24 protein-coding genes are annotated in these 23677 nt (G+C 72.4%); 3 read left to right on the plus strand and 21 right to left on the minus strand.

Translation table 11 applies throughout. The annotated features are described in order from the left end of the window. Positions 1-33 precede the first annotated feature (33 nt). From ACIBP6_RS25465 to ACIBP6_RS25495, 7 genes are all read right to left on the minus strand, one after another. Positions 34-1425, minus strand: coding sequence for an ABC transporter substrate-binding protein (locus ACIBP6_RS25465; RefSeq protein ID WP_397055964.1), 1392 nt, complete (start codon positions 1423-1425; stop codon positions 34-36). A 313-nt stretch (positions 1426-1738) separates the two neighbouring features. Next, positions 1739-3337, minus strand: coding sequence for a cation acetate symporter (locus ACIBP6_RS25470; protein ID WP_397057076.1), 1599 nt, complete (start codon positions 3335-3337; stop codon positions 1739-1741). Positions 3338-3354: 17 nt separating this feature from the next. Next, positions 3355-3684 (minus strand): DUF485 domain-containing protein, encoded by a 330-nt coding sequence (locus ACIBP6_RS25475; RefSeq protein WP_132618566.1) that lies wholly within the window; start codon positions 3682-3684, stop codon positions 3355-3357. A 165-nt stretch (positions 3685-3849) separates the two neighbouring features. Then, the gene (locus ACIBP6_RS25480; RefSeq protein ID WP_132618564.1) at positions 3850-4674 is read right to left on the minus strand and encodes a carbohydrate ABC transporter permease; all 825 of its coding nucleotides are present in this window, start codon (positions 4672-4674) and stop codon (positions 3850-3852) included. Further along, the gene (locus ACIBP6_RS25485; protein ID WP_397055966.1) at positions 4671-5564 is read right to left on the minus strand and encodes a carbohydrate ABC transporter permease; all 894 of its coding nucleotides are present in this window, start codon (positions 5562-5564) and stop codon (positions 4671-4673) included. The genes ACIBP6_RS25480 and ACIBP6_RS25485 overlap by 4 nt, the downstream gene beginning before the upstream one ends. Continuing rightward, positions 5561-6814 (minus strand): ABC transporter substrate-binding protein, encoded by a 1254-nt coding sequence (locus ACIBP6_RS25490; RefSeq protein ID WP_397055968.1) that lies wholly within the window; start codon positions 6812-6814, stop codon positions 5561-5563. The genes ACIBP6_RS25485 and ACIBP6_RS25490 overlap by 4 nt, the downstream gene beginning before the upstream one ends. 76 nt (positions 6815-6890) lie before the next feature. Continuing rightward, complete coding sequence (locus ACIBP6_RS25495) at positions 6891-8048, minus strand: trans-sulfuration enzyme family protein (RefSeq protein ID WP_397055970.1); 1158 nt, start codon at positions 8046-8048, stop codon at positions 6891-6893. A gap of 11 nt (positions 8049-8059) precedes the next feature. Here ACIBP6_RS25495 and ACIBP6_RS25500 point away from each other — a divergent pair, with 11 nt between their 5' ends. Continuing rightward, positions 8060-9091 (plus strand): LacI family DNA-binding transcriptional regulator, encoded by a 1032-nt coding sequence (locus ACIBP6_RS25500; protein ID WP_397055972.1) that lies wholly within the window; start codon positions 8060-8062, stop codon positions 9089-9091. 15 nt (positions 9092-9106) lie between these two features. Here the strand turns inward: ACIBP6_RS25500 and ACIBP6_RS25505 are convergent, their stop codons facing one another. After that, a complete protein-coding gene (locus tag ACIBP6_RS25505) occupies positions 9107-9571 on the minus strand; it encodes a hypothetical protein (RefSeq protein ID WP_397055974.1) in 465 nt (154 codons plus the stop codon). Between ACIBP6_RS25505 and ACIBP6_RS25510 the strand changes: the two genes are divergently transcribed. After that, the gene (locus tag ACIBP6_RS25510) at positions 9539-11041 is read left to right on the plus strand and encodes a GMC family oxidoreductase (protein WP_397055976.1); all 1503 of its coding nucleotides are present in this window, start codon (positions 9539-9541) and stop codon (positions 11039-11041) included. The two genes, ACIBP6_RS25505 and ACIBP6_RS25510, sit on opposite strands and share 33 nt — an antisense overlap. A 22-nt stretch (positions 11042-11063) precedes the next feature. Here the strand turns inward: ACIBP6_RS25510 and ACIBP6_RS25515 are convergent, their stop codons facing one another. From ACIBP6_RS25515 to ACIBP6_RS25575, 13 genes are all read right to left on the minus strand, one after another. Beyond that, positions 11064-11465, minus strand: a complete 402-nt coding sequence (locus tag ACIBP6_RS25515; RefSeq protein WP_397055978.1) for an arsenate reductase family protein — start codon at positions 11463-11465, stop codon at positions 11064-11066. Positions 11466-11590: 125 nt separating this feature from the next. Further along, positions 11591-12604, minus strand: coding sequence for an inositol monophosphatase family protein (locus ACIBP6_RS25520; protein WP_397055980.1), 1014 nt, complete (start codon positions 12602-12604; stop codon positions 11591-11593). A 29-nt stretch (positions 12605-12633) separates the two neighbouring features. Continuing rightward, on the minus strand, positions 12634-13809 hold the full coding sequence (locus ACIBP6_RS25525) for an alpha-D-ribose 1-methylphosphonate 5-triphosphate diphosphatase (protein ID WP_397055982.1): 1176 nt from the start codon (positions 13807-13809) through the stop codon (positions 12634-12636). Further along, complete coding sequence (locus ACIBP6_RS25530) at positions 13806-14561, minus strand: phosphonate C-P lyase system protein PhnL (RefSeq protein WP_397055984.1); 756 nt, start codon at positions 14559-14561, stop codon at positions 13806-13808. Before ACIBP6_RS25530 ends, ACIBP6_RS25525 begins: the two co-directional genes overlap by 4 nt. Next, positions 14558-15394, minus strand: coding sequence for an ATP-binding cassette domain-containing protein (locus ACIBP6_RS25535; protein ID WP_132623623.1), 837 nt, complete (start codon positions 15392-15394; stop codon positions 14558-14560). Before ACIBP6_RS25535 ends, ACIBP6_RS25530 begins: the two co-directional genes overlap by 4 nt. After that, positions 15391-16248 (minus strand): alpha-D-ribose 1-methylphosphonate 5-phosphate C-P-lyase PhnJ, encoded by an 858-nt coding sequence (locus tag ACIBP6_RS25540; RefSeq protein ID WP_397055986.1) that lies wholly within the window; start codon positions 16246-16248, stop codon positions 15391-15393. Before ACIBP6_RS25540 ends, ACIBP6_RS25535 begins: the two co-directional genes overlap by 4 nt. After that, positions 16245-17339: a carbon-phosphorus lyase complex subunit PhnI gene (locus tag ACIBP6_RS25545; protein WP_397055988.1), complete on the minus strand. Its 1095-nt coding sequence runs from the start codon at positions 17337-17339 to the stop codon at positions 16245-16247. Before ACIBP6_RS25545 ends, ACIBP6_RS25540 begins: the two co-directional genes overlap by 4 nt. After that, complete coding sequence (phnH, locus tag ACIBP6_RS25550; protein WP_397055990.1) at positions 17340-18026, minus strand: phosphonate C-P lyase system protein PhnH; 687 nt, start codon at positions 18024-18026, stop codon at positions 17340-17342. It abuts the gene before it with no gap. Continuing rightward, complete coding sequence (gene phnG, locus ACIBP6_RS25555) at positions 18023-18454, minus strand: phosphonate C-P lyase system protein PhnG (RefSeq protein ID WP_132615761.1); 432 nt, start codon at positions 18452-18454, stop codon at positions 18023-18025. The genes phnH and phnG overlap by 4 nt, the downstream gene beginning before the upstream one ends. Positions 18455-18459: 5 nt before the next feature. Then, positions 18460-19179, minus strand: coding sequence for a GntR family transcriptional regulator (locus ACIBP6_RS25560; protein WP_397055991.1), 720 nt, complete (start codon positions 19177-19179; stop codon positions 18460-18462). Between the two features lie 71 nt (positions 19180-19250). Further along, positions 19251-20918, minus strand: coding sequence for a phosphonate ABC transporter, permease protein PhnE (gene phnE / locus ACIBP6_RS25565; RefSeq protein WP_397055993.1), 1668 nt, complete (start codon positions 20916-20918; stop codon positions 19251-19253). Continuing rightward, a complete protein-coding gene (phnC, locus tag ACIBP6_RS25570; RefSeq protein ID WP_397055995.1) occupies positions 20915-21685 on the minus strand; it encodes a phosphonate ABC transporter ATP-binding protein in 771 nt (256 codons plus the stop codon). Before phnC ends, phnE begins: the two co-directional genes overlap by 4 nt. Continuing rightward, positions 21682-22602, minus strand: a complete 921-nt coding sequence (locus ACIBP6_RS25575; RefSeq protein ID WP_397055997.1) for a phosphate/phosphite/phosphonate ABC transporter substrate-binding protein — start codon at positions 22600-22602, stop codon at positions 21682-21684. Before ACIBP6_RS25575 ends, phnC begins: the two co-directional genes overlap by 4 nt. Positions 22603-22828: 226 nt before the next feature. Between ACIBP6_RS25575 and ACIBP6_RS25580 the strand changes: the two genes are divergently transcribed. Beyond that, entirely contained in the window at positions 22829-23677 is an 849-nt protein-coding gene (locus tag ACIBP6_RS25580; protein ID WP_397055999.1) for a tetratricopeptide repeat protein, read from the plus strand.

Consider the following 23677-nt stretch of genomic DNA (forward strand, 5'->3'; position numbering starts at 1 on the left):
GTCCGCCATCGCGGTGTCCGGGTAGAAGCCATGTCAGTTGGTACGCTTCGTCCAGCTCGCCCATGCCTTGTCCAGGGCCGCCTGCGCGTCCTGCTGGGCTCTGTCGAGCGCCTGCTTGGGCTCCTCCTGACCGTTGAGCACCCGGTTCACCGCGTCCTGCCAGGCGGTCTTGAACTCGGAGTCGGCCGGGTTGGCCGGGAGGCTGAAGGTGTGGTCGTTGGCCTCGTAGAAGGCCTTGACGCCGGCGTCCCAGGGCTCGCCGCCCGAGGTCAGCATCTTCTCGATCTCCTCGTCGGCCTTGACGTTGCCGGTGAGGACGCCGGTGAACGGCTTGTTCTCCTTCTCCCGTTCCGCCAGGCGGGCCTCGGCGGCGGCCTTCCACGAATCGACGAGTGTCATGGTCTTGGCGAAGCGGCAGGCGGCGCCGGGGTTCTTCGCGCCGCGCGGGATGGCCCAGGAGGAGCCGGACGAGTACGCCAGCGGCTCGCCCTGCTTGGTGCGGAAGGTGTCGAACGCCAGTGGCGCGTCGTGCGAGACGTCGCTGAGCACGTTGACGTACCACTGCTCCATCGGCATGGCGCCCAGCTCACCGGTGGCGAACTGGTTGCCCTTGCCGAAGAAGTCGGCCGAGTCGCGCAGCGCCTTGACCTTGGCGAAGCCGCCCTGGGCCTCGTAGACGCCGACGGCGAACTCCAGCGCCTGCACCACCTGCGGGCTGTTGAGCTGGGCGGTCTTGCCGTCGGCGGACAGCAGGTCGGCGCCGTTCGCCTTGGCCCACAGCGGCAGGAACTCCGGCAGCTTGCTGTCGAAGCCGACCACCTTCAGCTTGCCGCCGGGCGCCTTGTACAGCTTCTTCGCGGCGGCGGTGACCTTCTCCCAGCTGGAGCCGTTGACGTCCTCGATGCTCAGCCCGGCGTCCTTGAGGAGGTCGGCGTTGGCCATCGTGATCTGGACCTGGTTGAACTCGGGGATGCCCCAGACATCGTCGCCGAAGGTGACCTGGGCCAGGGCGTTCTTGTTGTACATCGAGGTGTCGATCCGCTCGCCCTGGATGCAGGCGGTCAGCGGCACGATGGCGCCCCGGGAGGCGAACGTGCCGATCTGGTCGCGGTTGGCGTAGATGACGTCCGGCGGGTCGCCGGCGGCCACGGACGACAGGAACTGCTGGATGTCGAGGTCGCCCTCGACGAGCTTCACGTCCGCGCCGCCCAGGGCCTTCTCGGCCAGCTCGACGCGGGTCGAGCCGATCTCGTCGGTGGCGCCGAAGCCCATGACGGTGATGGTGCCGTCAAAGGTGGCGCTGGGGTTGAACTGGCCGGCCGTCGGTGAGGGCGCGGACGCGCCGCCGGTGCCCTTGGCACAGGAGGTGAGCGCCAGCGCCAGTGACACCGACAGGACGGACCAGCGGACGAATGGGCTTCTCATGGGGGTTACGCCTCCACACTGATCAAGCGGGGCACGAGGCAGGCTGATGACGGCCACGTGGCGCCAGGCCAGTGTGGCAACGTTCACACATCTGAGAACGTACCCATACCGCTGAAATCCCGTCAACCACTCATATCACTGCGTTTCCGTGTCGTTAAGTGGCCGCAGCGATGTGGGACACCGCCCTGGGACGCCCACACCACCTTCCCGGCCGGGACTTCCGTACACGCGAAAGGGCCCGGCCGCGACGCGGCCGGGCCCTTGGTGCGCAGGCGCCCCGGGGCAGGGGTCGGGCGCCTGGCAGGGGGACGGTCTAGTGCTTGCTGGCCTTCTCCATGCCGACGCCGGTGAGCGAGCGGACCTCGATCTCGGCGTACTTGGCGGCGTTGTACTCCTTGCTGAGGACCGTGCCGATCCAGCCGCACAGGAAGCCCAGCGGGATCGAGATGATGCCGGGGTTGCTCAGCGGGAACCAGGCGAAGTCGGCCGTCTTGATCAGCGCCGTCTCCGAGCCGGACACGACCGGCGAGAAGATCACCAGCAGCAGGGCGGAGACGAGACCACCGTAGATCGCGGAGACCGCGCCGGCGGTGTTGAACCTCTTCCAGAACAGGCTGTAGAGGATCGCCGGCAGGTTGCCCGAGGCCGCCACCGCGAACGCCAGCGCCACCAGGAACGCCACGTTCTGCCCCTGGGCGAGGATGCCGAGGCCGATCGCCACCGCGCCGATCACGAAGGCGGAGATGCGGGCCACGACGACCTCCTGCCGCTCGCTGGCCTGGCCGCGCCTGAAGACGTGCGCGTACAGGTCGTGGGCGAAGCTGGAGGAGGAGGCGAGCGTGAGCCCGGCGACCACGGCCAGGATCGTGGCGAAGGCGACGGCGCCGATGAGCGCGAGCAGAATCGTGCCGCCGACCGCGCCGAACATCTCCTGTCCGATCTGCTGGGCCAGCATCGGCGCCGCCGTGTTGCCCGCCGCGTCGCCCGCGGCGATGGCCTCCCTGCCGACCAGGGCCGCCGCGCCGAAGCCGAGGACCAGGGTGAGCAGGTAGAACACGCCGATGATGCCGATGCCCCACAGGACGGACTTGCGGGCGTCCTTCGCCGTGGGGACGGTGTAGAAGCGGATGAGGATGTGCGGCAGACCGGCCGTGCCGAGCACCAGCGCCAGGCCCAGGCTGATGAGGTCGATCTTGCCGGCCAGGCCCTGCGCCTCGGTGCCGTACTTCAGGCCGGGGCTGAGGAAGCTCTGCGGGTTGGCCTCGGGGCCGCTGACCGTCGCCGCCTGGCCGAGCAGGGCCGAGAGGTTGAAGCCGAAGTTGGCCAGGACGAGCACGGTCACCAGAGCGGCGCCGCCCATGAGCAGCACGGCCTTGACGATCTGGACCCAGGTGGTGCCCTTCATGCCGCCGAACACCACGTACACGATCATCAGGGCGCCGACGCCGACGATCGTCCACGCCTTGCCCGCGTCGCCGGTGATGCCGAGCAGCAGGCCGACCAGCGCGCCCGCGCCGACCATCTGGGCCAGCAGGTAGAAGATGCTGACCACGATCGTGGACACGCCGGCCGCCGTGCGGACCGGGCGGGGGCTCATCCGGAACGCCAGCACGTCGGCCATGGTGAACTTGCCGGAGTTCCGCATCAGCTCGGCGACCAGCAGCAGCGCGACCAGCCACGCCACCAGGAAGCCGATCGAGTACAGGAACCCGTCGTAGCCGGACAGCGCGATGATGCCCGCGATGCCGAGGAAGGAGGCGGCCGACATGTAGTCGCCGCCGATCGCCAGGCCGTTCTGCACACCGCTGAACGAGCGGCCGCCCGCGTAGTAGTCGGCCGCCGTCTTGGTCTGACGGCTGGCCCAGAAGGTGATCCCCAGCGTGGCGGCCACGAAGGTGAGGAAGAGGATCATCCCCAGGGTGGTCGAGCTCACTTGGCCTTCTCCTCAACCTCGTGGCGGAGCTTGTCGGCGATCGGGTCGAACTTCCTCTCGGCGTGCCTGGAGTACGCCCAGGCGATGAGGAAGGTCGAGACGAACTGCAACAAGCCGAGGATCAGCCCGACGTTGATGTGGCCGAGCACCTCGATCGCCATGAAGCCGCGCGCCCAGCCGGACAGCACCACGTAGAGCAGATACCACGCGAGGAACGCCACGGTCATGGGGAACGTCCAGCGGCGGAAGCGCCGCTTCAGGTCCTGGAACTCGCTGCTCTCCTGCACTTGTTCATAGACAGATGCGTCATGTTCTTTGGTCGTCACGAGACCTCCACTGTGATGCGGATCACGCCCAACGTAAGAGCGCAACCTATCCGTCGTGGAGGCCCGTGACGGCGTTCTTCGGCGAGCCGCTGCGGGCGGGCGATTAGTTGGTGGCGGCGTGCGGTGAAAGGTCTGTATCGCACGACGAGCGGTCGGCCATCCCGTTCAACCCTTCACCGCCCCGGCGGTGAGTCCTTCGACGATGTAGCGCCGGATGGCCGCGAAGAGCACGAGCGTCGGCACCACCGAGACCACCGTGGCCGCCGCCATGGAGCCCCAGTCGATGTCGTACTGGGTGATGAACGAGTTCATCGCCACCGGGATCGTCTTGGCGTCCTCGCTGTCGATGAACGTGATCGCCAGGAAGAGCTCGTTCCAGCACTGCACGAACGCGAAGATGAACGTCGCCGCGATCCCCGGCAGCATGACCGGGATCACCACCCGCACCATCGCGCCCAGCCGGGAGGCCCCGTCCACCTGGGCCGCCTCCTCCAGCGCCACCGGCACCCGCTCGTAGAAGCCGCGCATGATGATCGTCGCGAACGGCACCAGCATCGCCACGTACACCAGCATCAGCCCCGCCAGCCGGTTGAGCAGGCCGAGGTCGGACATCAGCAGGTAGAGCGGCGCGAGCGCGATGAACAGCGGGATCATCTGGGTGACCAGGTACGCCAGCATCACCGCCCCGCGCCCCGGGAAGGAGAAGCGGGCCAGCGTGTAGCCGCCGAGCACCCCGATCACCGTCACCACGGCGGCCGCGACGAGCGAGACGACCAGCGAGTTCGCCAGGTACGTCCCGAAGTCGGCGAACGAGAACAGCTCCTCGTAGTGCTCGAACGTCACCTCGCCCGGCCAGTAGCGCAGCGGCAGCGAGAAGATCTCCGACTGCGGCTTGAGCGAGGTGACGACGATCCAGTAGAGCGGGAACAGGGTCACCAGCAGCCACGCGCCGAGCACGACGACCTTGGCCGCGGTCGCGAGGCGTCTCAACGTGACCTCTCGAAGCGGGTGGCGTTCAGGTAGAAGACGCTGAAGGACAGCAGCAGGCCGAGCACGAGCAGGCCCACCGCGCCCGCGCGGCCGTAGTCGCCGCCGGCAACCTGCTGGATGAGGAAGGTCGTGATGATGTCGGTGCCGCCGGCCGGGCCGCCGCCGGTCATGGCGTAGATCAGGTCGGGGAAGTTCAGGATCCAGATGATCCGCAGCAGCACGATCAGGGCCAGGGTGGGCCGGATGTGCGGCAGCGTCACGTGCCAGAACTGCCGCAGCCGCGCGGCGCCGTCCACCGCGGCGGCCTCGTACAGTTCCTTGGGCACCGACTGCAGCGCGGCCATGATCATGATGGCGAAGAACGTGACGCCGTACCAGATGTTGGCCACGATGACCGAGGTCATCGCCCAGCCGGGCGTGGCCAGGAAGCCGACGCGCTCCTCGATGAAGCCCGCCTTGAGCAGCAGGTCGTTGATCACGCCGAACTGCCCGTTGAACATCCACCGCCACAGCAGGCCGATGAGGAATCCCGACATGGCCCAGGGGAAGAACACCCACGCCTGGTAGAGCCCCCGGCCGGGGAAGTGGCGGCGCAGCACCAGCGCCAGCCCGAAGCCGAGGAAGAACTGGAAGAACAGCGACACGACGACCCACGTGCCGGTGTTGCGCAGCGCCGTCCAGAACCGGTCCTCCCCGAGGACGGCCCGGAAGTTCTCCAGGCCGACGAACGGCGTCGAGGTCAGGTCGAACAGGTTGTAGCGCTGAAAAGCGATCACCGCGCCCCGGACCACCGGGTAGTACGTGAACACGGCCACGAACACCGCACCGGGCAGCAGGCACAGCGCGACGAACGCCGCCCGGCGCGCGGTGAAGACGCGCGGCGGGCTCAAGAGACCTTCCCGGCCTGGTCCGCCCAGAAGGAGTCCCACGTGCCGAGCACCTCGGCGACGGTCGTCCTGCCGGTGATCAGGGACTGGATGTCACGGTCGGAGTCGACGGTGAACTGGCTCCAGCCCGGGTAGTCCACCGGTCTGATCGTCGTCACCTGCTTCGGGTCCTGCTGCGCCTGTAGATACGCCTTCCACGCGCCCTGCGAGAACTGCGGGTCCTCCTGGGCCTGCTTCGAGATCGGGATCAGGGAGTTGCCCTTGGCGAAGGCGATGCTCTGCTCGGCCTCCGACAGGAACTGCACCAGCTTCACCGCCTCCTTCTGGTGCCGGGTGAAGGAGGTCACGCCCCAGCCGGCGTAGCCGACGGGCTGGAAGGCGTAGCCGGTCGGACCCTTGGGGATGGGGGCGGTGGACCAGTTGGCCAGGCCGCTCTCCTCGACGGTCTTGATCACCTCGGGGTCCTGGATGAGCATGCCGGTCACGCCCGAGGTGAAGCCCTGCACCATCTCGGGGAAGCCCCAGGCCACCGAGTCGGGCGGCGACGCCTCCTTGAAGATCTTGACGAACAGGTCGAGCGCCTGGGCGGCCTCCGGGGTGGAGAAGATCGTCCGCTTGTCCTTGAGGTAGAAGGACTTCTCGGGGTCCAGGGCCTCGCCGTTGTACGCGCTGATCATCATGACCGCGTAGTCGGCGCCGCCCTTGCCGCCGCGGAACGCGTAGCCGTACCGGTCGCCCGTGGTCATCCGCCTGCCGGCCTCGTACAGCTCCTGCCAGGTCGTGGGGGGCCGCGCCATGCCGAAGTCCGTGCGGTAGAAGAGCGTGCGCTGGTAGAAGCCGTACGGGATCAGGTACGCCTTGCCGCCGACCTCGACGGCCTTCGTCCGGGCTAATTCCGTCAGATCCGACCAGCCGGGCCAGGTGTCGGTGGGCAGCTCGGCCAGCCAGCCGTTGTTCGAGAAGGACTTGGCGGTGTGGTCGCGCACCTCCAGCACGTCCAGGTCCTTCTTCGTCTGCAGGATCTGGGTGATCTTCTGGTCGGCGCTGTCGAGGGGCGGGGAGATGAGCTCGACGGTGACGCCCGGGTTGGCCTTCTCGAAGCCGGCGATCAGTGACTTGATGAGCTTCGTACGTTCGGGACTGGTCAGGCTCTCGATCATGCGGAGCCGGATCTCCGACGAGGAGGAGCCGGAGCCGCAACCCGCGAGCACCAGCATGGCGGCGGCCGCGACGGACAGGAGGGGCTTTTTCATGACGAGCCTCCAGCGTTGTACAGACAGCGCTGTCAGTCACGTTAGGTTTCGCCCCTCCTGCGGTCAATCACAGGCTTTACGCCAGTTCCTCCAGCGCTGCCCCGAGATCCTTGGTCAACGTGTCGGCGGGCTCCAGGCCGACCGAGAGGCGGACGAGGCCGACAGGGATGCCCATGGTGGACCGGACGCTCTCCTCGACGGTCAGCGCGGGCGCGTTCACCAGGCTCTCGAACCCACCCCACGACACCCCAATCCTGAAATGCCGCAATTTATCGAGAAAAGCGCCGACTTCCTGCCGTGAGTCGGTGTCGAGCACGAAGCTGAACAGGCTGGAGAAGCCCGACATCTGCCGCAGCGCGATCGCGTGCCCGGGATGCGAGGGCAGCCCGGGATGGTTCACCGAGCGGACCACCGGGTGCTGCTCCAGAAACGCGGCCACGGCCAGGCCCCGCTCCTGGTGGGCGGCCATCCGTACGGGCAGCGTGCGCAGACCCTTGATCACCTTGGCCGCGTCGTGCGGCGACATGGCCGCCCCGTACAGCTGGTACTCGGTCAGCGCCAGCGGCCTGATCAGCCGGGCCGGCCCCACGACCACGCCGCCCACCAGGTCGCTGTGACCGCCGACGTACTTCGACAACGAGTGCACCACGAGGTCGACGCCCATCGTCAGCGGCTTCTGGAACAGCGGCGTGGACCAGGTGTTGTCCATCGCGGTCACCAGACCCCGCTGCCGCGCCCACGCGGTCACCTCCGCGATGTCCACCACCTCGTACGCCATGTAGGAGGGGGACTCGAAGTACAGTAGGCGGGTGCTCGCCTTGATAGCGCTGTCACATCCCGCGAGGTCGTCGACGTGCGTATGCGTGACCCCGTACTTCTCCAGGTAGCGCAGGAACTGCGTGGTCGGCCCGTAGACCGCCCCCAGCACCAGCACGTGGTCCCCGGCCGACACGAGCGACGAGATCGTCGCCGAGATGGCGCCCATCCCCGAGCCGAAACACTTGGCCCGCTCCCCCCGCTCCAGCGCCGCGAGCTTGCGCTGGGCGAGGTCGACGGTCGGGTTGGTGCCGCGCCAGTAGACGTAGCGCTCGTCCTCGTTCCTGATCGCCTCGCCGAGCTCCTCGGCCGAGCCGAACGTGAACAGCGAGTTCTCGAACACCGGCGGGTTGACCGCCCCCAGGATCCAGGGCTCGTCCTCGCCCAGCCGGCCGCAGATCCAGTCGTCATCATGCATGGGGGCAGACTATGACAGAGCAGGACATCAGGCCCGAGCTCGGCGACCGTCCCGCCCCGCGCAGACCCACCATGGCCGACGTGGCCCGGCACGCCGGCGTGAGCCTCAAGACCGTCTCCCGCGTCGTCAACCGCGAGCCGCACGTCCGGGCCACGCTGCGGCGGCGGGTGCAGGCGGCGATCAGCGCGCTCGGCTACCGCCGCAACGAGGCCGCCGCCCGCCTGGCGCGGGGCGCGACCGTGCTGACGCTCGGCCTGGTGATGGAGAACCTCGCCAACGAGTTCTCCTCGCGCCTGGCCGCCGCGGTCGAGGCCGCGGCGGCCGCGCACGAGGCGCTGGTGGTGTTCGGCTCCTACGAGGAGCGCCCCGGCAAGGAGCGTGTGCTCATCGAGTCCATGTACGCGCGCGGCGTCGACTGCCTGATCGTCGTCCCGTCGGCGGCCGACCACGCCTGGCTCGCCGGGCACCCCGGCCTGACCACGGTCTTCGTCGACCGCGTGCCGCCGGGCCTCGCGGCAGCCGACGTCGTGCTGCTCGACGACGAGCGCGGCGGGCGCGCCGCCACCGAGCACCTGCTCGCCCGGGGGCATCGCCGGATCGCGCTCGTCTCCGACGACGACGGGCTGAGCTCGGTGCACGACCGGGCGACCGGCTACCGTACGGCGCTGGCGGCGGCAGGGGTGGCGGCCGACGAGGCACTGGTGGTGCGGGGAGTGTTCGACCCGTGGCGGGTGACCCAGGAGGTCGCCCGCCTGCTCGACCTGCCCGAGCCGCCCACGGCGTTCTTCGCCACCAACAACCGCGCCGCGATCGGCATCCTGCAGGCGCTGCGCGAACGCCCGGAGCGACCGGCGTACGTGGGGTTCGACGACTTCGCGCTGGCGGACGTCTTCAACCCGGGCGTGACGGTGGTCCGCTACGACATGACCCGCCTCGCCCGCAGCGCCGTGGACCTGCTCCTCAACCCCGCGCCGTCGCCCCGCCGGGTGAAGATCCCGGTGGAGCTGGTGGCGAGAGGCTCAGGCGAACTGCCACCCCCGTGACCGCACCCCCGAGACTCAGGTGGCGTTCGTGATGCGGTCGAGCCATTCGGTGAGCAGAACGCTCTCGGCGGGCGACAAGGAACTCGTCCCGTACCGGCGTAGCGCCTCGCGCAGGGCCACGGCCCGGCCGGGCACCGTCCCGTCCGGGGCGGGCGCGTCGCCGGTGATGATCGTACGCAGGACGTGCTCGAGCGCCATCGCCGGCAGCTCCAGGTCCCGCTCGGCAGGCGGGAGCGCCAGGAGGGACAGGACGACCCCCATCGCGTTGGCGTGCACCATGCGCGTGGCTCGATCGACGCTCATGCGCAGCAGGCCGGCCTCGCCTATGCGGGTGATGAGCCGGCGCAGCATGGCGATGGCCTCGCGGCCCGCCGTCGACAACTGCCCGGAGCGGGCCTCGCCGTACATCAGGCTGTAGAAGGCGGGCTTGGACAAGCCGAAGTCGATGTGCTGGTGCCAGGCTCGGCGCAGGTCGGCCACCGGGTCCTCGCTCTGGCCGAGGGCCTGCTTGTCGGCCAGGTAGTCCTGGAAGCCGTAGGAGGCGACGGCGTCGAGCAGTCGTTGGAGGCCATGTCCACACCGCCCACCTGGCCGGCACTGCTGCGAGGCCCGGCCTGCTGGGGCGACTTCACGGTCGAGCAGGCGGGCACCGGCACGTCTGTGCTCCTGCCCCGCGGACGCGGACTCGGCGGGTCGTCCTCGATCAACGCCATGATCTTCGCCCGCGGGCATCGTTCGAGCTACGACGCCTGGCAGGTGGCCGGATGGAGCTTCGACGACCTGCTGCCGTACTTCAAACGCACGGAGCACGCCCCCGGCCGGGACCCGGCCCTGCGCGGCGTCGGCGGCCCGTTGACCGTCGCTCCCGCCGACCCGGTCAACCCCGTTCTGGTGGCCTGCCTGGAGGCGGCCCTGGAGGCCGGCCATTCCCGGGCGTCGGACGTCAGCGGTGGGCTGGAGGAGAGGTTCGGGCCTGTCGATCTCAACATCGTCGGCGGCCGGCGGCAGAGTGGCGCCGACGCCTACCTGGCTCCGGCCCTGGGACGGCCGAATCTGCGGGTGGTGACCGGCGCGCTCGTGCACCGGCTGCGGATCGCCGGTGGCCGCTGCACCGGAGTCGACTACAGCGCCGGCGGGCGGCGGGAATTCGCGGTCTGCTCGGGCGAGGTCATGCCGGCCGCCGGGACGATCGGTTCGGCGCAGCTGCTCATGCGGTCCGGCATCGGCCCGTCCGCGCACCTGCGTGAGCACGGCATCGACGTCGTGGCGGACCTTCCGGGAGTGGGCGAGAACCTGCACGACCACCCTGTGGCCAACGTGGTGTACCGGTCGGCGCGGCCGATCCCGCCCGGGACGCACAATCACGCCGAAGCCTTCGGTCTGGTGCGCAGCGACCCCGTGCTGGACGCGCCCGACCTGCAACTGCTCTTCATCGACGGCCCCGGCCACGTGCCCGACGCGGGCGCCGGGGAGGGCTACACCATCGGGGTGGCGCTCATGCGTCCCTTCAGCCGCGGCACCGTCCGCCTGGGCAGCCCGGTGCCCGGCGCGCCTCCGGTGCTCGACCCGGGCTACTACAGCGACGACCGTGACCTGGCCATCGTGGTGAGAGGGCTGCGCATGGCTCACCGGATCGGTGATGCGCGGGCTCTGGACTCCTGGCGCGATCAGGAGATGACGCCGCGGACGGCCACGCTCGACGACGACGGCCTGCGTGCCTACGCCCGCGCCGTCCTGGCGTCGTACTGCCATCCGGTCGGAACCTGCCGGCTGGGTGACGACGACCTGGCAGTCGTCGACCGAGACCTGCGGGTGCACGGCCTGCGCGGACTGCGGGTGGCCGACGCCTCGGTGATCCCCGCGATCCCGTCGGCCAACACCAACGCGACCGTCTACGCCATCGCCGAACGCGCGGCCGAACTGGTCACGACCCTGGTCCCGGGCGCCTGACGTCGTCGAGCAGCGCGCCCCGTCACCGGCCGCCCTGGTCGCTCGCCCCGGCGTTCCCCGAGGACGGGCGGGAGAGCGCGGAACGTACGGCTTCCTCGGATCGGCCGATCACCGCGGACCCGTCGTCGGCCGTGATGATCGGCCGCTGGATGAGGATCGGGTGCTCCGCCAGCGCGCTGATCCACCGGTCACGGGTCTGCGCGTCGCGCGGCCAGGCGTCCATGCCCAGCTCGGCCGCCCGCGCCTCACCGGTCCTCGTGATGTCCCACGGTTCGAGGCCGAGCCGGGTCAGGACGTCGCGGATCTCGGCCGCGTCCGGCGGGTCCTCCAGGTAGCGGCGCACGGTGTACTCGGCGGCCTCGGCGTCCAGGACGGACAGGGCGGAGCGGCACTTGGAGCACGCGGGGTTGATCCAGATCTCCATGGCACACGACGGTATCGGCCGCCCGGGCCCGCGTCCTGCTCGGATGCCGACAAGGGGAGGACCCGCGCCGGCGGTTTCACGGCCGTGACCCCGAGCCCCGGCGGCCTGCCCCGGCGGCCTCGGGGTCACGGGACGGGGGGCTGATCCTCGTACGCCTGGCGCAGGACCTCGGCCAGCTCGTCGGCCAGGTCGGGGGTGGCCGCGACGATGCCGCTCCAGCGCCTGGTGAGGTCGGTGTCCAGCTCGACGGGGCGGCCGAAGACGTCCCTGACCGCGCCGCCCGCCGCCTCCGCCAGCACGACCGAGGCGGCGATGTCCACCAGGCGGTGGGTGTCGGTGGCGGCGTCGGCGAACGCGTCGGTCGCTCCCTGGGCGACGAGGGCGCCCTCCAGGCAGCTCGTGGACAGGATGCGGACGCGGGCCGCCCGCCTGACCACCTCCCACCAGGCCGCCGCCGCCCCGGGGTTGGCGGGGTGGGGGCGCAGGAGGGAGACGGCGGCGCCCGCCAGCGCCCTGCGGCCGGTCGTCCGCAGCGGTGACGGGACGCCGGCCGCCGCCCACCAGCTGCGACCGGTGTCCAGCCAGACGGTCAGGGCCTCGGTGAACACCCCGTCCTCGGCGACCGCCGCCGAGAAGGCCGACAGCGGAACGCCGGCGGCGGCGTTGGCCGACCCGTCCACCGGATCCAGGACGAGCGTCCGCGCCGACCCGTTGTCCACCCAGCCGGTCTCCTCGGTGAGCACGTTGACCCCGTACGGGGCCAGAGCGGACAGCACGGCGTCCTCGACGAGCACGTCGATGCGCATGGTGGGGGTGCCGTCCGCGCCGTCGGCCACGACGGCCTCCAGCGCGGCGCGGCCATGCCGGGCGGTGGCCGCCGCGTACGCCTCCAGCGCCGCGACCGCGGCGGCGGCCAGCACGGGGCTCGCCTCCCCCGGCACGCCACCCCACCACCCCGCCGCCGCACGCCCCACCTGGCCCCCACCGCTCGCGCCCGCACCGCTCGCGCCCGCACCGCTCGCGCCCGCACCGCTCGGGCCGGCACCGCTCGGCGACGAGCCGGTCTGGGACGAGCCGGTCGGGGTCGGGCCGGAGGGGCCCCCGTCCGGCGGGGACGGGACTGCTCCTGCGGGCTGCATCGCGTGCTCCTCTCCTCGCCGGGCCACCGTCATGCTCCTACCCCTGCCGGCAGGACCTGGTCGCCGGCCGTGACGGTCATGCGTACGGTGGGCCAGTCGCGGTCGACCGTCACCACGGTCAGGTCGGCGCGGGCTCCTTCGGCCAGCGTGCCGCGGTCGGTGAGGCCCGCGACGGCGGACGGGCCGGAGGTCACCAGGGCGACCGCGCGCGGCAGCGGGGCGATCCCCTGCCGGGCGAGCAGGAGCGCCGCCGCCAGCGGCGCCGACGGGAGGTAGTCGCTGGACAGCGCGTCCACCAGCCCCGCGGCGACGAGCCCGGCCGCCGCCACGTTGCCGGAGTGGGAGCCGCCGCGCAGCACGTTCGGCGCCCCGGCGACCACGTGCAGCCCCCGGTCGCGGGCCGCCCGCGCGGCCTCGAGGGTGGTGGGGAACTCGGCCACGGACACCCCGTTGGCCACCGCCGTGTCGATCTCGTCCGGCGTCACCGGGTCGTGGGCGAGCAGCCGCGCCCTGCCTAGAGCCGCGTACTCGGCGAGCCGCCCGAGCGCGATCTCCCGGTGCCCGATCCGCGTGTCGCGCTCGGCCACCAGCGTCTCCACCCGCAGCTGCGCCTCCTCGGCCGAGATGCCCTCGGTGCCCTCCAGCCAGCGCCGGTACACGGCCGGGTCCCGGTACTGCCCCTGGCCGGGCGTGTGGTCCTCGAAGGAGACGAGCGGCGGCGGCGTGGGCGTACCGGACAGGGAGGTTTCCAGGGCCGCCAGGCCCTCGGGGTCGCGGGCGTCGAGCCGGTAGAGGATGTGGTGGTCCACCAGCGCGTGCCCCGAGGCGGCGCGCTCACGGATCGCGGCGTCGAGGCGGCGCGCCCGCTCGACGGTGCGTCCCTTGCGGTTGTGCGACTCGAACGCGACCCCATGGAACACCGTGGTGACCCCGGCGGCCCGCACGCGTCCCTCGAAGGAGGACACCCCGAAGCCGATCTCGAACTCCGCCCCCGGCCGCGGGCGCAGCTCGGTCTCCAGGCCGTCGCTGTGGGTGTCCACGATGCCGGGCAGCAGCAGGGCGCCGCGCAGGTCGGCGGCCTCGGCGGGCACGGCGCCGGGCCGGGCGGCCCCGACGTGGGTGATCAGGCCGTGCTCGATGACGACCAGCGCGTCCTCGATGACGCGGTCGGGCAGTACGGCCGTGGCGTGCGCGAGCACTCTCATCGGGCCACCTCCAGGTTCAGTCGGGAATCACGCAGTACGGCGCCGGGCGCCCCTTCGGCGGCCACCCGGCCGCCCTCCAGCACCACCACGCGGGTGGCCAGCCGCTCGATGGCGTCGAGGTCGTGGAAGACGGACAGCACGGCCACGCCCGCGCCCGTCAGGTCGGCGATCATGGACAGCACGGCCTCCCTGTTCACCGGGTCCAGGGCCGAGACCGGCTCGTCGAGCAGCAGCAGCCGGGGTGGCGAGATGGTGCCGGCGGCCAGGTTGACGCGCTGCTTCTGGCCGCCCGACAGCACGGTGGTGTGCATCGCCCACAGCCGCTCGTCGATGCCGAGCCTGCGCAGCGCGCCGGCGGCCGCGTCCCGTGCCGGGTCCGGGTCCATGCCGCGCGCGACGCCGGCGCGGGCCACCACGTCGAGCACCGCCCGGCGCGGCTCGGCGCGCAGGAACTGCGAGACGTAGCCCAGCTCCCTGCCGCGCAGGTCGGCGACCTGGGCGTCGGGCAGCGCGGCGAGGTCCACGACCGCCCCGGACGAGGTGCGCAGCAGCACGCGACCGGACGTCGGCACGTACGTGCGGTAGACGCACCGCAGCAGCGACGACTTCCCCGCGCCGGACGAGCCGGCCAGCGCGACGTGCTCGCCGGCGGCGACGTCCAGGTCCACGCCGTGCAGCGCGCCCACGGTGCGGCCGTCGATCGTGTGCAGGGTGAACGACTTGACCAGTCCCCTGATCTCGAGAACGTTCATCCGCGCGCCGCCGCCACGAGCCGCTGGCTGTACGGGTGCTGCGGGTCCTCCAGCAGCTGGTCGGTCAGGCCCGTCTCGACGACGCGGCCGTGTTGCATCACCATCACCCTCCTGGTCAGCATCTCGATGACGCCGAAATCGTGGGAGACGACCACGGCGGCGACGCCGAGTCGTTCGAGCAGGTTCCTCAGCAGGTCGAGCACGCCGGCGGCGACGGAGGCGTCCAGGCCGGTGGTGGGCTCGTCCAGCAGGAGCACGGGCGGCCGGTTGGCCAGCGCCTTGGCGATCTGGACGCGCTGCCGCATGCCTCCCGAGAAGGTGCGTACGGGGTCGTCCATGCGCGACAGCGGCACCTCGGTGAGCTCCAGCAGCTCGGCGGCGCGGTCGCGGATGCGGCCGAAGTTGCGGGCGCCGGCGGCGGTGAGCCGTTCTGCGATGTTGCCGCCCGCGCTCGTGTCCAGGTCGAGCCCGGCGGCGGGGTCCTGGTAGACGACGGCCACGCGGTCGACGCGCAGCCGCCGCCGCGCCCCGTCGTCCAGGGCCAGCACGTCGGTGGCGCCGTCGTCGTACGCGCGCAGGTACGCGCTGCCCCGGCTGGGCCGCTCGTCGCCGGCCACGCAGCGCATGACGGTCGACTTGCCCGAGCCGGACTCGCCGACGACGCCCAGCGCCTCGCCGGGCTCCACCTCGAAGCCGACGTCCCAGGCCGCCACGACCGCCCCGGTCACCGGAGAGACCGACGTGCCGTGCTCGGGGCCGGTGCCGGTCAGCGACCGCGGTCCTTCCTCGCCGTAGACCCGGCCGAGCCCTTCCACCTTCAACGCCCAGCTCATGACCGTCCCTCCCGGTGACGCGCGCAGAAGTCGGTGTCGCTGCACACCCACGACACGGTGCCGTCGGCGGCGGGCACCTCGACCAGGTACGACCCGGCCGAGCCGCAGTGCCGGCAGGCCGCGCCGGGCGTGTGCTCGACCTCGAACGGGATGTCCTCGAACACCAGCGGCTCCACCCGCGTGTGCGGCGGCACCGCGTAGATCCGCTTCTCCCGACCGGCCCCGAACAGGGTCAGGTGCTCGGCCCGGTCCAGCTTCGGCACGTCGAAGCGCGGGATCGGGGTGGGCGAGATCAGGTAGCGGCCGTTCACCATGCAGGGGTAGCCGGCCGTCTTGGTGACGACGCCGTTGCGGACGACGTCCTCGTACAGGCCGACCCACATGCGGGAGTAGTCGGCCTCGGCGTGCATGCGGCGCTGCTCGCGCACGTCGGACTCGACGGCGCGCAGCGGCTCGGGCACCGGCACCTGCAGCACCAGCACCTGGTCGGCGCGCAGCGGCGTCTCGGGGACGCGGTGCCGGGACTGGATGACGGTGGCGGCGCGGGTGTCGGTCTCCTCCGCGCAGCCGACGTGGCCGACGACGAGGCGGCGCAGGTTGGAGGCGTTCACGCCGCCGTCCTCGCCCTGGTCGATGACCTTGAGCCGGTCGCCGGGGCCGACCAGGGCGAGGGTGACCTGCAGCCCGCCGGAACCCCAGCCGCGGGCCACCGGCATCTCGCGCGAGCCGAACGGCACCTGGTAGCCGGGCACGGCCACCGCGGTGAGCGCGGCCCTGCGGACCTCGCGTCTGGACAGCTCGTCGAAGATGCCCCTGGGGCCGCCGTCGCCGGCGAGTTCGGTGATCGTCCTCATCGCGCGGCCGCTTCCTTCCTGGCGGCCCGCACCGCGCGCTTGCGGTCGAGCACCGACCGGAAGTCGACGTAGTGGGGCAGTTTGAGGTGCTCCAGGAAGCCGGACGCCTCGATGCCGTCGAGGGTCAGCAGGACCTCCTGCTCCAGGCCCGAGCGGCCGCCGTCGCGGTGCACCAGCAGGTCGAGGCCGGCCATGGCGATGGCCTTGCGCTCGTTGTGGCCGAAGCACATGCCGTAGCCGACGTCGAGCCGGCTGCGGTCCTCCTCGGCGCGGTCGAGGTCGTCGATCGTCTCCACCTCGGTGACCCGGACCCCGGCCACCGTGACCGGGTTCCCGGTGAGCGGGTGGCGGACCCGCACGGGCAGGGCGCCGTGGCGCACCTCGCCGGGGAACTCGTGGTTGTGCCGGCCCGGCTGGAACGTGGACGAGTACCACAGGTGTACGAGGGAGCCGGTCTCGGCGCGGGCCATCGCGGTCAGCCGGGCCGAGCGGGGCACGCCGGGGCGGACGGGGGCGCGGGTGATGTCGTACGGCTCGGGGTCGTCGTCCGTACGCCGCTCGACCAGCAGGTCCATCGACCGCAGCAGCCCGAGCAGGCGGGGCGGGCGGCGGGGGTCCTCCCCGTTCACGTGCGGCGGTTCCGGGTCGGGGGCGGGCTCCGGACGGTCGGCGCGGGCCTTGGCCTGCTCCTCCGGCATGAGGTCGAGCAGCCGGCCCACGTAGTCGAGGGTGCGGCCGAGGAGCTGGCTGCCGGGCGGGTTGCGGAAGGCGGGCGAGATGCGGCGCGAGACCCGCAGCTCGTCGGCGTGCACCGGCTCCGAGTACGCCACCCGGGGCAGCGTCGAGCGGTGGGCCCGGATGAGCTGCGCCGCCTCCTGTACGTCGCCCTCGGCCTGGCGCAGCGCCCTGGCCGCCAGCTCGGGGGCCCACAGGCCGCCCTCGCCCATGACGCGGTCGACGGCCAGCCTCAGGCGTCCGGTGATCTGGTCGATGCCGAGCCAGGCGCTGGGACCGCCGTACCGGTGGCGTTCGACCAGCCGTTCGGCCGCCAGGATGGCCTCGTGGCCGCCGCTGGCACCTGAGTACCCCATTCAGTGCTCTCCGTTCTCGATCTCGATGCGGGTGCTGCGCGGCAGCCCGGCGACGGTGCCGTCCGCGGCGACGAGGAAGGTGTCCACGCCGGCGGGGAAGTCCGCGTTGGCGGCGGCGAGCGCGGCGAACACCTCAGGCGGCAGCCCGGCGACCCGCAGCCGCCGCGCCGCTGGCACGCCGGGCCCGCTGAGGGTCAGCACGACCTCGGGCCCCCGCGCGCCCGCGACCTCCGGCGCGGAAGGCACGGGCCCCTCACCCTCCGGCGCGGAAGGCACGGGCCCCTCACCCTCCAGCGCGGTGACCGCGGCGATCAGGCGGGCGCCGAACTCGGGGTGCAGGGCGTCGCCCCGGGGCAGCGCCGCGACCTCCTCCGCGGCGGGCGGGCGCAGCGCGACGACCATGCGGGCCGCCTGCGGCGCGGCGGGCGGCGCGGAGGTCCCCAGATGCAGGGCCTGAGCCCAGTGCTCCTCCCCCGGCGCGGTCAGCACCGCCGTGGGCACCTCGACGTCGGCCAGCCCGGCCGCCACGGCCAGCGCCGCGGGCCCGTCCCCGCGTCCCACCCGGCCGAGCACCCCCGGCCGGGACAGCACGTCGAGCAGCACCCGGAAGTCGGCCTGCGCCCGCGCCGCCGTCGGCGTCACCGCCCGGACGTACGCGCCGATCCCCTGAACCTCGGTGACGGTCACGTGAGCTCCTCGAAGGCCACGCGCGTCGCCGACACCTCGGCCCACTCGGCGGCGTCCTCCCTGGCCCGGCGCTCGGCGACGGCCGCGCACAGGGCGTGGACGTCACCCGCGGCCGGCAGCCCGGCCGCCGCGGCGGCGTCGAGGAGGGCGGCGGCCAGGGCGGCCACGCGGTCGTCGCCGCCGCGCATGCACCAGCCCGCCGCGCCCGCGACCTCGACGGTGCACGAGGTGACCAGCACCTCCCCCAGATGGAAGCGTTCCTCGGCCACCGGCTCCCGCACGGTGAGCATCACCATGCCCACCTCGGGCGGGTGCAGGACGACCGGCTCGCCCAGGTCGCCCGAGCCGAGCAGGCGCTCGGCGAGGGGCAGCAGTTCTCCGGGAGTGGCGGCGGCGAGCAGTTCGGCGCGCTCCTCCCGGGTCATCATGTCGATCAATGGGTTTCCTCTTCGATCTCGAAGGTGACGTCGAGGACGTCGGGGCGCAGGTAGGTGCGGGCGTACTCGACGTACGGGCCACCCGCGGCGCGGTTGACGCTCTCGGCCAGCCAAACGGGCCCGCGCTCGCCGCCGGTCAGGTGCTCCGCGACGCCGGGCGGCGGCACGTCCAGGCTGATCCGGTAACGGGCGCGCACCACGGTGAGCCCGTACCGGCGGCGCAGGACCCGGTGCAGGGAGACGTCGTCGGCGAGCTCCCTGTCCAGGTTCAGCAGCGGGCGGCGGGGCAGGACGCTGGTGGCGTACGCGGCGGCCTCACCGTTGACGCTGAAGACCCGCTCGACCGCCCAGACGGCGGCGCCGGCGCTCAGCCCGAGCCGGGCGCGTTCGGCCTCGACCGCGCGCCGGACCCCGCAGTTCACCAGCCGCGCCCCGGGCTCGGCGCCCGCCAGGCGGACGGTCTCGCTGAACGAGGGCGGGACGTGCGCGGAGATCACGTACTCCACGCGCCCCCGCCGGAAGGTTCCGACGCCCTGGACACGCCGGACCAGCAGCCGCCGCTCCAGCTCCTGCAGGGCCGCGCGGGCGGCGGGTCTGCTGACCTGGAAGCGGCCGGCCAGCACGTGCTCGCTCGGCACCTGCGCGCCCACGGGCACGTGGGCGAGCTCCGCCTCCAGGATGTCGGCCATCTCCAGGTAGCGCTGCGTGCTTGTCATGACAAGCAGCCTCGGCGGCGACTCTGACCGGCAGGTGAACGGCGGGCGACGCCGCACGAGCGTGGAGGCCATCAACGCAGGACGGATCTGAGCCGGGCCGAGACCGCCTCCACGGCCAGGACCAGCACGAACACCGGCAGCACGATCGCGGTCACGACGTCGTGGTCGAGCGCGCGGATGTGCTGGCTCAGCGCGTAGCCGAGCTCTCCGGCGCCCACGATGCCGAGGATGAAGAAGGCCCGCAGGTTGACGTCGAGCGCGTACAGGGTGATGGCCGTCAGACGCGGGGTGAGCTGGCCGAGCACGGCCACGGTGAGCTCCTGCACCGGCCCGGCCCCGGCCGACAGGACGGCCTCGCGCGGCCCGCTGCGCAGCTCCTCGGCGTCGTCGGCGACCAGCTTGGCGACCAGGGCCGCGGTGAAGACGGCCAGCGCCAGGGTGCCGGCGACCGGCCCGTCCATGAGCCCGAACGCGGCCACGAACACGAGCACCAGCAGCAGGTCGGGGATCGAGCGCAGGCCCACGAGGACCGTACGGGCGCCCAGGCGCACCCCGTCGTTGGGGGCCACGGCGCGGGCGGCGGCCAGCCCGAGCGGGACGCCGGCGAGCGTGCCGAGGAACGTGGCGCCGAGCGCGATCGCGGCCGTCTCCAGCAGTCCGCCGCCCAGCAGGCCGGCGACCGGCGCGAAGTCGGGCGGGAAGAAGTCGCCCAGCGCCCGTACGGATCCGGCCGCGGCGTCGGCCAGCGCGGCCGGGCTCGCGCCGACCCGCCAGAACGCCACCGCCGCGAGCGCGAGCGCGCCCCACCCGGCCAGGTGCGTGGCGAACCGGCCGCGCGTCCACGGCACGCGGGTGCCGCGCACGGCGGGCACCGCCCGGGCGCCGCCCGCGCCGAGCAGCTGACCGCGCAGCGCCACCGAGACCCCCTCGACCAGCAGGACCACGGCCACGGTGACGAGCGCGACCCCGGTGGCCTCGCGGTAGTCGGTGAACCCGAACGCGGTCTTCAGGTCGAGCCCGATGCCGCCCGCGCCGACGGCGCCGAGCAGCACGGAGCCGCGGAAGTTGATGTCCAGCCGGTAGAGGATGGCGGCCACCCACGAGGGCGCCACCTGCGGCAGCACGCCGCCCAGCAGCCGCTGCGCCGGGCCGGCCCCGGTGCCCGCGACCGCCTCGCGCACGCCCGTGTCGGCCTGCTCGACCGCCTCGGCGAACAGTTTGCCGAGCATGCCGACGGAGTGCAGGCCGAGCGCGAGCACGCCGGGCAGCGGGCCGATGCCGATCGCGGCCACGAAGAAGACGGCGAACACGACGTCGGGGACGGCGCGGCAGGCGACGATCACGCCCAGCGCGGCCGACCTGACGGTCCTGATCCGCGAGGCGGCCAGCACGCCGAGCGCGGCGGCCAGCACCGTCGCCAGGGCGGTGCCGGCGACGGCCATCCAGAGGGTGTCGAACACGTGGGCGAACGTCGTCGCGGGGTCGGCGAGCGTCGGCGGCACGGCCCTGGCCAGCAGCGCCACCACCTCGCCGAACCCGGCGACCAGCCCTCCCACACCGACGCCCAGGTGGTCGAGCGCGACGACCCCGAGCACCGCGAAGACGAGGGGGAACCCCCACGCGGCCATCCGCCGCCCGCTGCGCGGCACCCGCGGCAGGCCGGGCACCCCGTGCCCCGGCGGGCTCGCGGGAGCGGGCCGCGGCGGGGAGGGGGCGGCGGAGCGGGCGCGCGGGCTCATGGCACCGTCACAGGGTCGGACAGGTACAGGCCGCGCAGCCGCACCGCGTCGAGCGCGCCGGTCGGCTCGTCCAGCCGGACCTCGCCCCGGCGCAGCCCCACCACGCGCCGCGTCCACTGCAGCGCCAGCTCGATCTGGTGCAACGTGCACACCATGGTGAGCCCGTCCTCCCGGCACACCCGCACCAGCAGGTCCATGACCGAGGCGGCCGTCTCGGGGTCGAGCGAGGCCACGGGTTCGTCGGCGAGCACCAGCTCGGGCCGCTGCAGCAGCGCCCGCGCGATGGCCACGCGCTGCTGCTGCCCGCCCGACAGGCTCCCGGCCCGCTGGTACGCCCGGTCCGCCAGGCCCACCCGGTCGAGGTGCTCGAACGCCTCCACCCGTACGGACTTCGGCCAGGTCACGATGCCGTAGCGGGGGCCGCGCACCCGGCCGAGTGCGCCGTTCAGCACGTTCTCCATGACGGTCAGCCGGCCGACCAGGTTGAACTGCTGGAAGACGACACCGACCCGGCGGCGCAGCGCGCGCAGGGCGGCGCCCTTGGCGGTGACGACGTCCACGCCGAGCACCCTGACGTCGCCGGAGTCGGGCCTGGTCAGGCCGTTGAGGTGGCGCAGCAGCGTGGACTTGCCCGACCCGGAGGGGCCCAGCAGGGCGACGATCTCGCCCTGGCGCACGGTCAGGTCGATGCCGGCGCAGGCGCGTACGTCGTCGCCGAAGGTCTTGACCAGGCCGCGGGTCTCGACGACCGGCAGGCCGCCCGTCATGCCTTGGAGCATTTCTCGTTGTGGGTGACCGCGCACACCTCGCGTACGGAGTCGAAGGTGGCGTCGGTGACCGGCTGGAAGCCCCAGATCGACGAGTCGGCCGTCACCCGGCAGGACGCCTCGTCCGCGCAGATGCCGAGCTGCACGAGCCGGTCCTTGGTGGCGTCCTTGGTGAAGGTCTGGGTGAGCTTGGTCTTCAGGTCGGCGGGCAGCGCGTCGCGCATGGCCACCGGCGACATGGGGATGGGCGGCGACTTCCAGACGACCTTGACCTGGCCCTCCTTGAGCTTGCCCTTCTCGATGAGGATGTGGTCGACCATGGAGTTCTCCGAGAAGCCGGCCTCGCAGGTGCCGGAGGCGACCGAGAGCACGGAGTTGTCGTGCCCGCCCGCCATGACGGGCCGCACGCCGGTCTTCGGGTCGACGCCGGCGGCGAGCAGGCCCTGGCTGGGGAAGAGGTAGCCGGAGGTGGAGCCGGGGTCGACGAAGCAGACCTTGGCCCCCTTGAAACCGCTGATGTCGCGGATCCGGCTGTCGGCGGGGACGATGCCGTAGCTCTGGTACGTCGGCGTGCCGCCCTTCTCGACCATCGACGCGATGGGCGTGATCGCGGCGCCGTTGCTCTTGGCGAGCACGTACGACAGCGGCCCGAACTCGGCCAGGTCGATCTTGCCGGACACCATGCCCTCGATGACCGCGTTGTAGTCGGTCGAGCGGACGAACTCCACCTTCTTGCCGGTGTTCCTCTCGATCAGCGCGATGATGTCCTTGTACTCGGCCGTCGGGTCGATGTTCTGCTCGACCGGCACGGCGGCGAAGCGCAGCACATCGGCGTCGCCGGTGCTGCCGCTGGCGGAGGAGCAGCCCGCCGCCGCGAGCGCGCCGAGCATGGCCAGGGCGGTCAGGGAACGTTTCACAGTCAGGTCTCCGAGCGTGTCGCAGGAACCGGGTCCGGTCATTCACGCTCGCCGCCGCCGATGATGAGCAGGTCAGACCCGCCTGACCATGCATGAACCGAGGGGTTAACTCCCGGAGAACCCACCCGTCAGCAGGTGCGCGTCCACCGTCCGGACACCTTTCCGTCACCGCGATGGGCCGACGATTCCTCTGGCGCACCCGCGGTAAAAAGCCGATCATGACGGCATGCGCTTATGGGAGTGGCTCGCGGCCACCGCTCTGGGGGCCCTGGTCGTCTGGTGGTTCGGCTGGTCCTGGTGGGCGCTGCCCGGAGGCGTTCTCGCCGGTGTCGCCGCGCTCACCGTGCTCAACCTCGGCTTCGGCGCCCTGCAGGGCCTGCGGCCGTATCGGGAGATCCGCCGCTTCAGACGGATGGACGCTCTCTTGGAACGCTCCGACGCCCACGCCGGCGCGCGCGGCGAAGCCGAGCGGCTGCTCCTGCAGGCCTACGGCCTGTGCCGGCGGGTGGCGAGGAGCAGGCCGAGGCGGCGCGTGCCGACGCTGGTGCACACCTGCGCGATGCAGGCCGAGATGTTGTTGCGGGTGGCGGTGCGCCTGATCGCCTTCCACCGCTACGACGAGGCGGTCTTCGTGACCCGCGAGGCGGTCGCCCTGCGGCACCTCGGAGAGGACGGCGCCAGGGCGGAGGATCTCGGGCGGTTGTTCACCGCCGTGGGCGCGGGCTTCTACCGGGCCGGCAGAGCCGCCGACGCGCTCGCCCCGGAGCGGGAGGCCGTCTCCGTCTACGGGGAGATGGTCACGTCGGGCCACCTCGCGGAGCCGGCGCTCGCCGACAGCCTGCACAGCCTCGCGATCACGCTGTCCTCGCTGGACGACCGCGCGGGCGCGCACGCCGCCTACCAGGAGGCGGTGGACCTCTACCGCGCGCTGGCCGCCCACGAGCCGCCGGAGGGCGAGCTGCGCCGGGATCTCGCCCGTACGCTGCGCAACCTCGCCTGTCATCTGGAGCGGCAGGGCCGGGCCGGGGAGGCGGCGGACGCGCTGGCCGAAGCGGACCTGCTGGACCGCGCCTGA

This window comes from Nonomuraea terrae, assembly GCF_044465245.1.
Taxonomy (GTDB): Bacteria; Actinomycetota; Actinomycetes; order Streptosporangiales; family Streptosporangiaceae; genus Nonomuraea; species Nonomuraea terrae.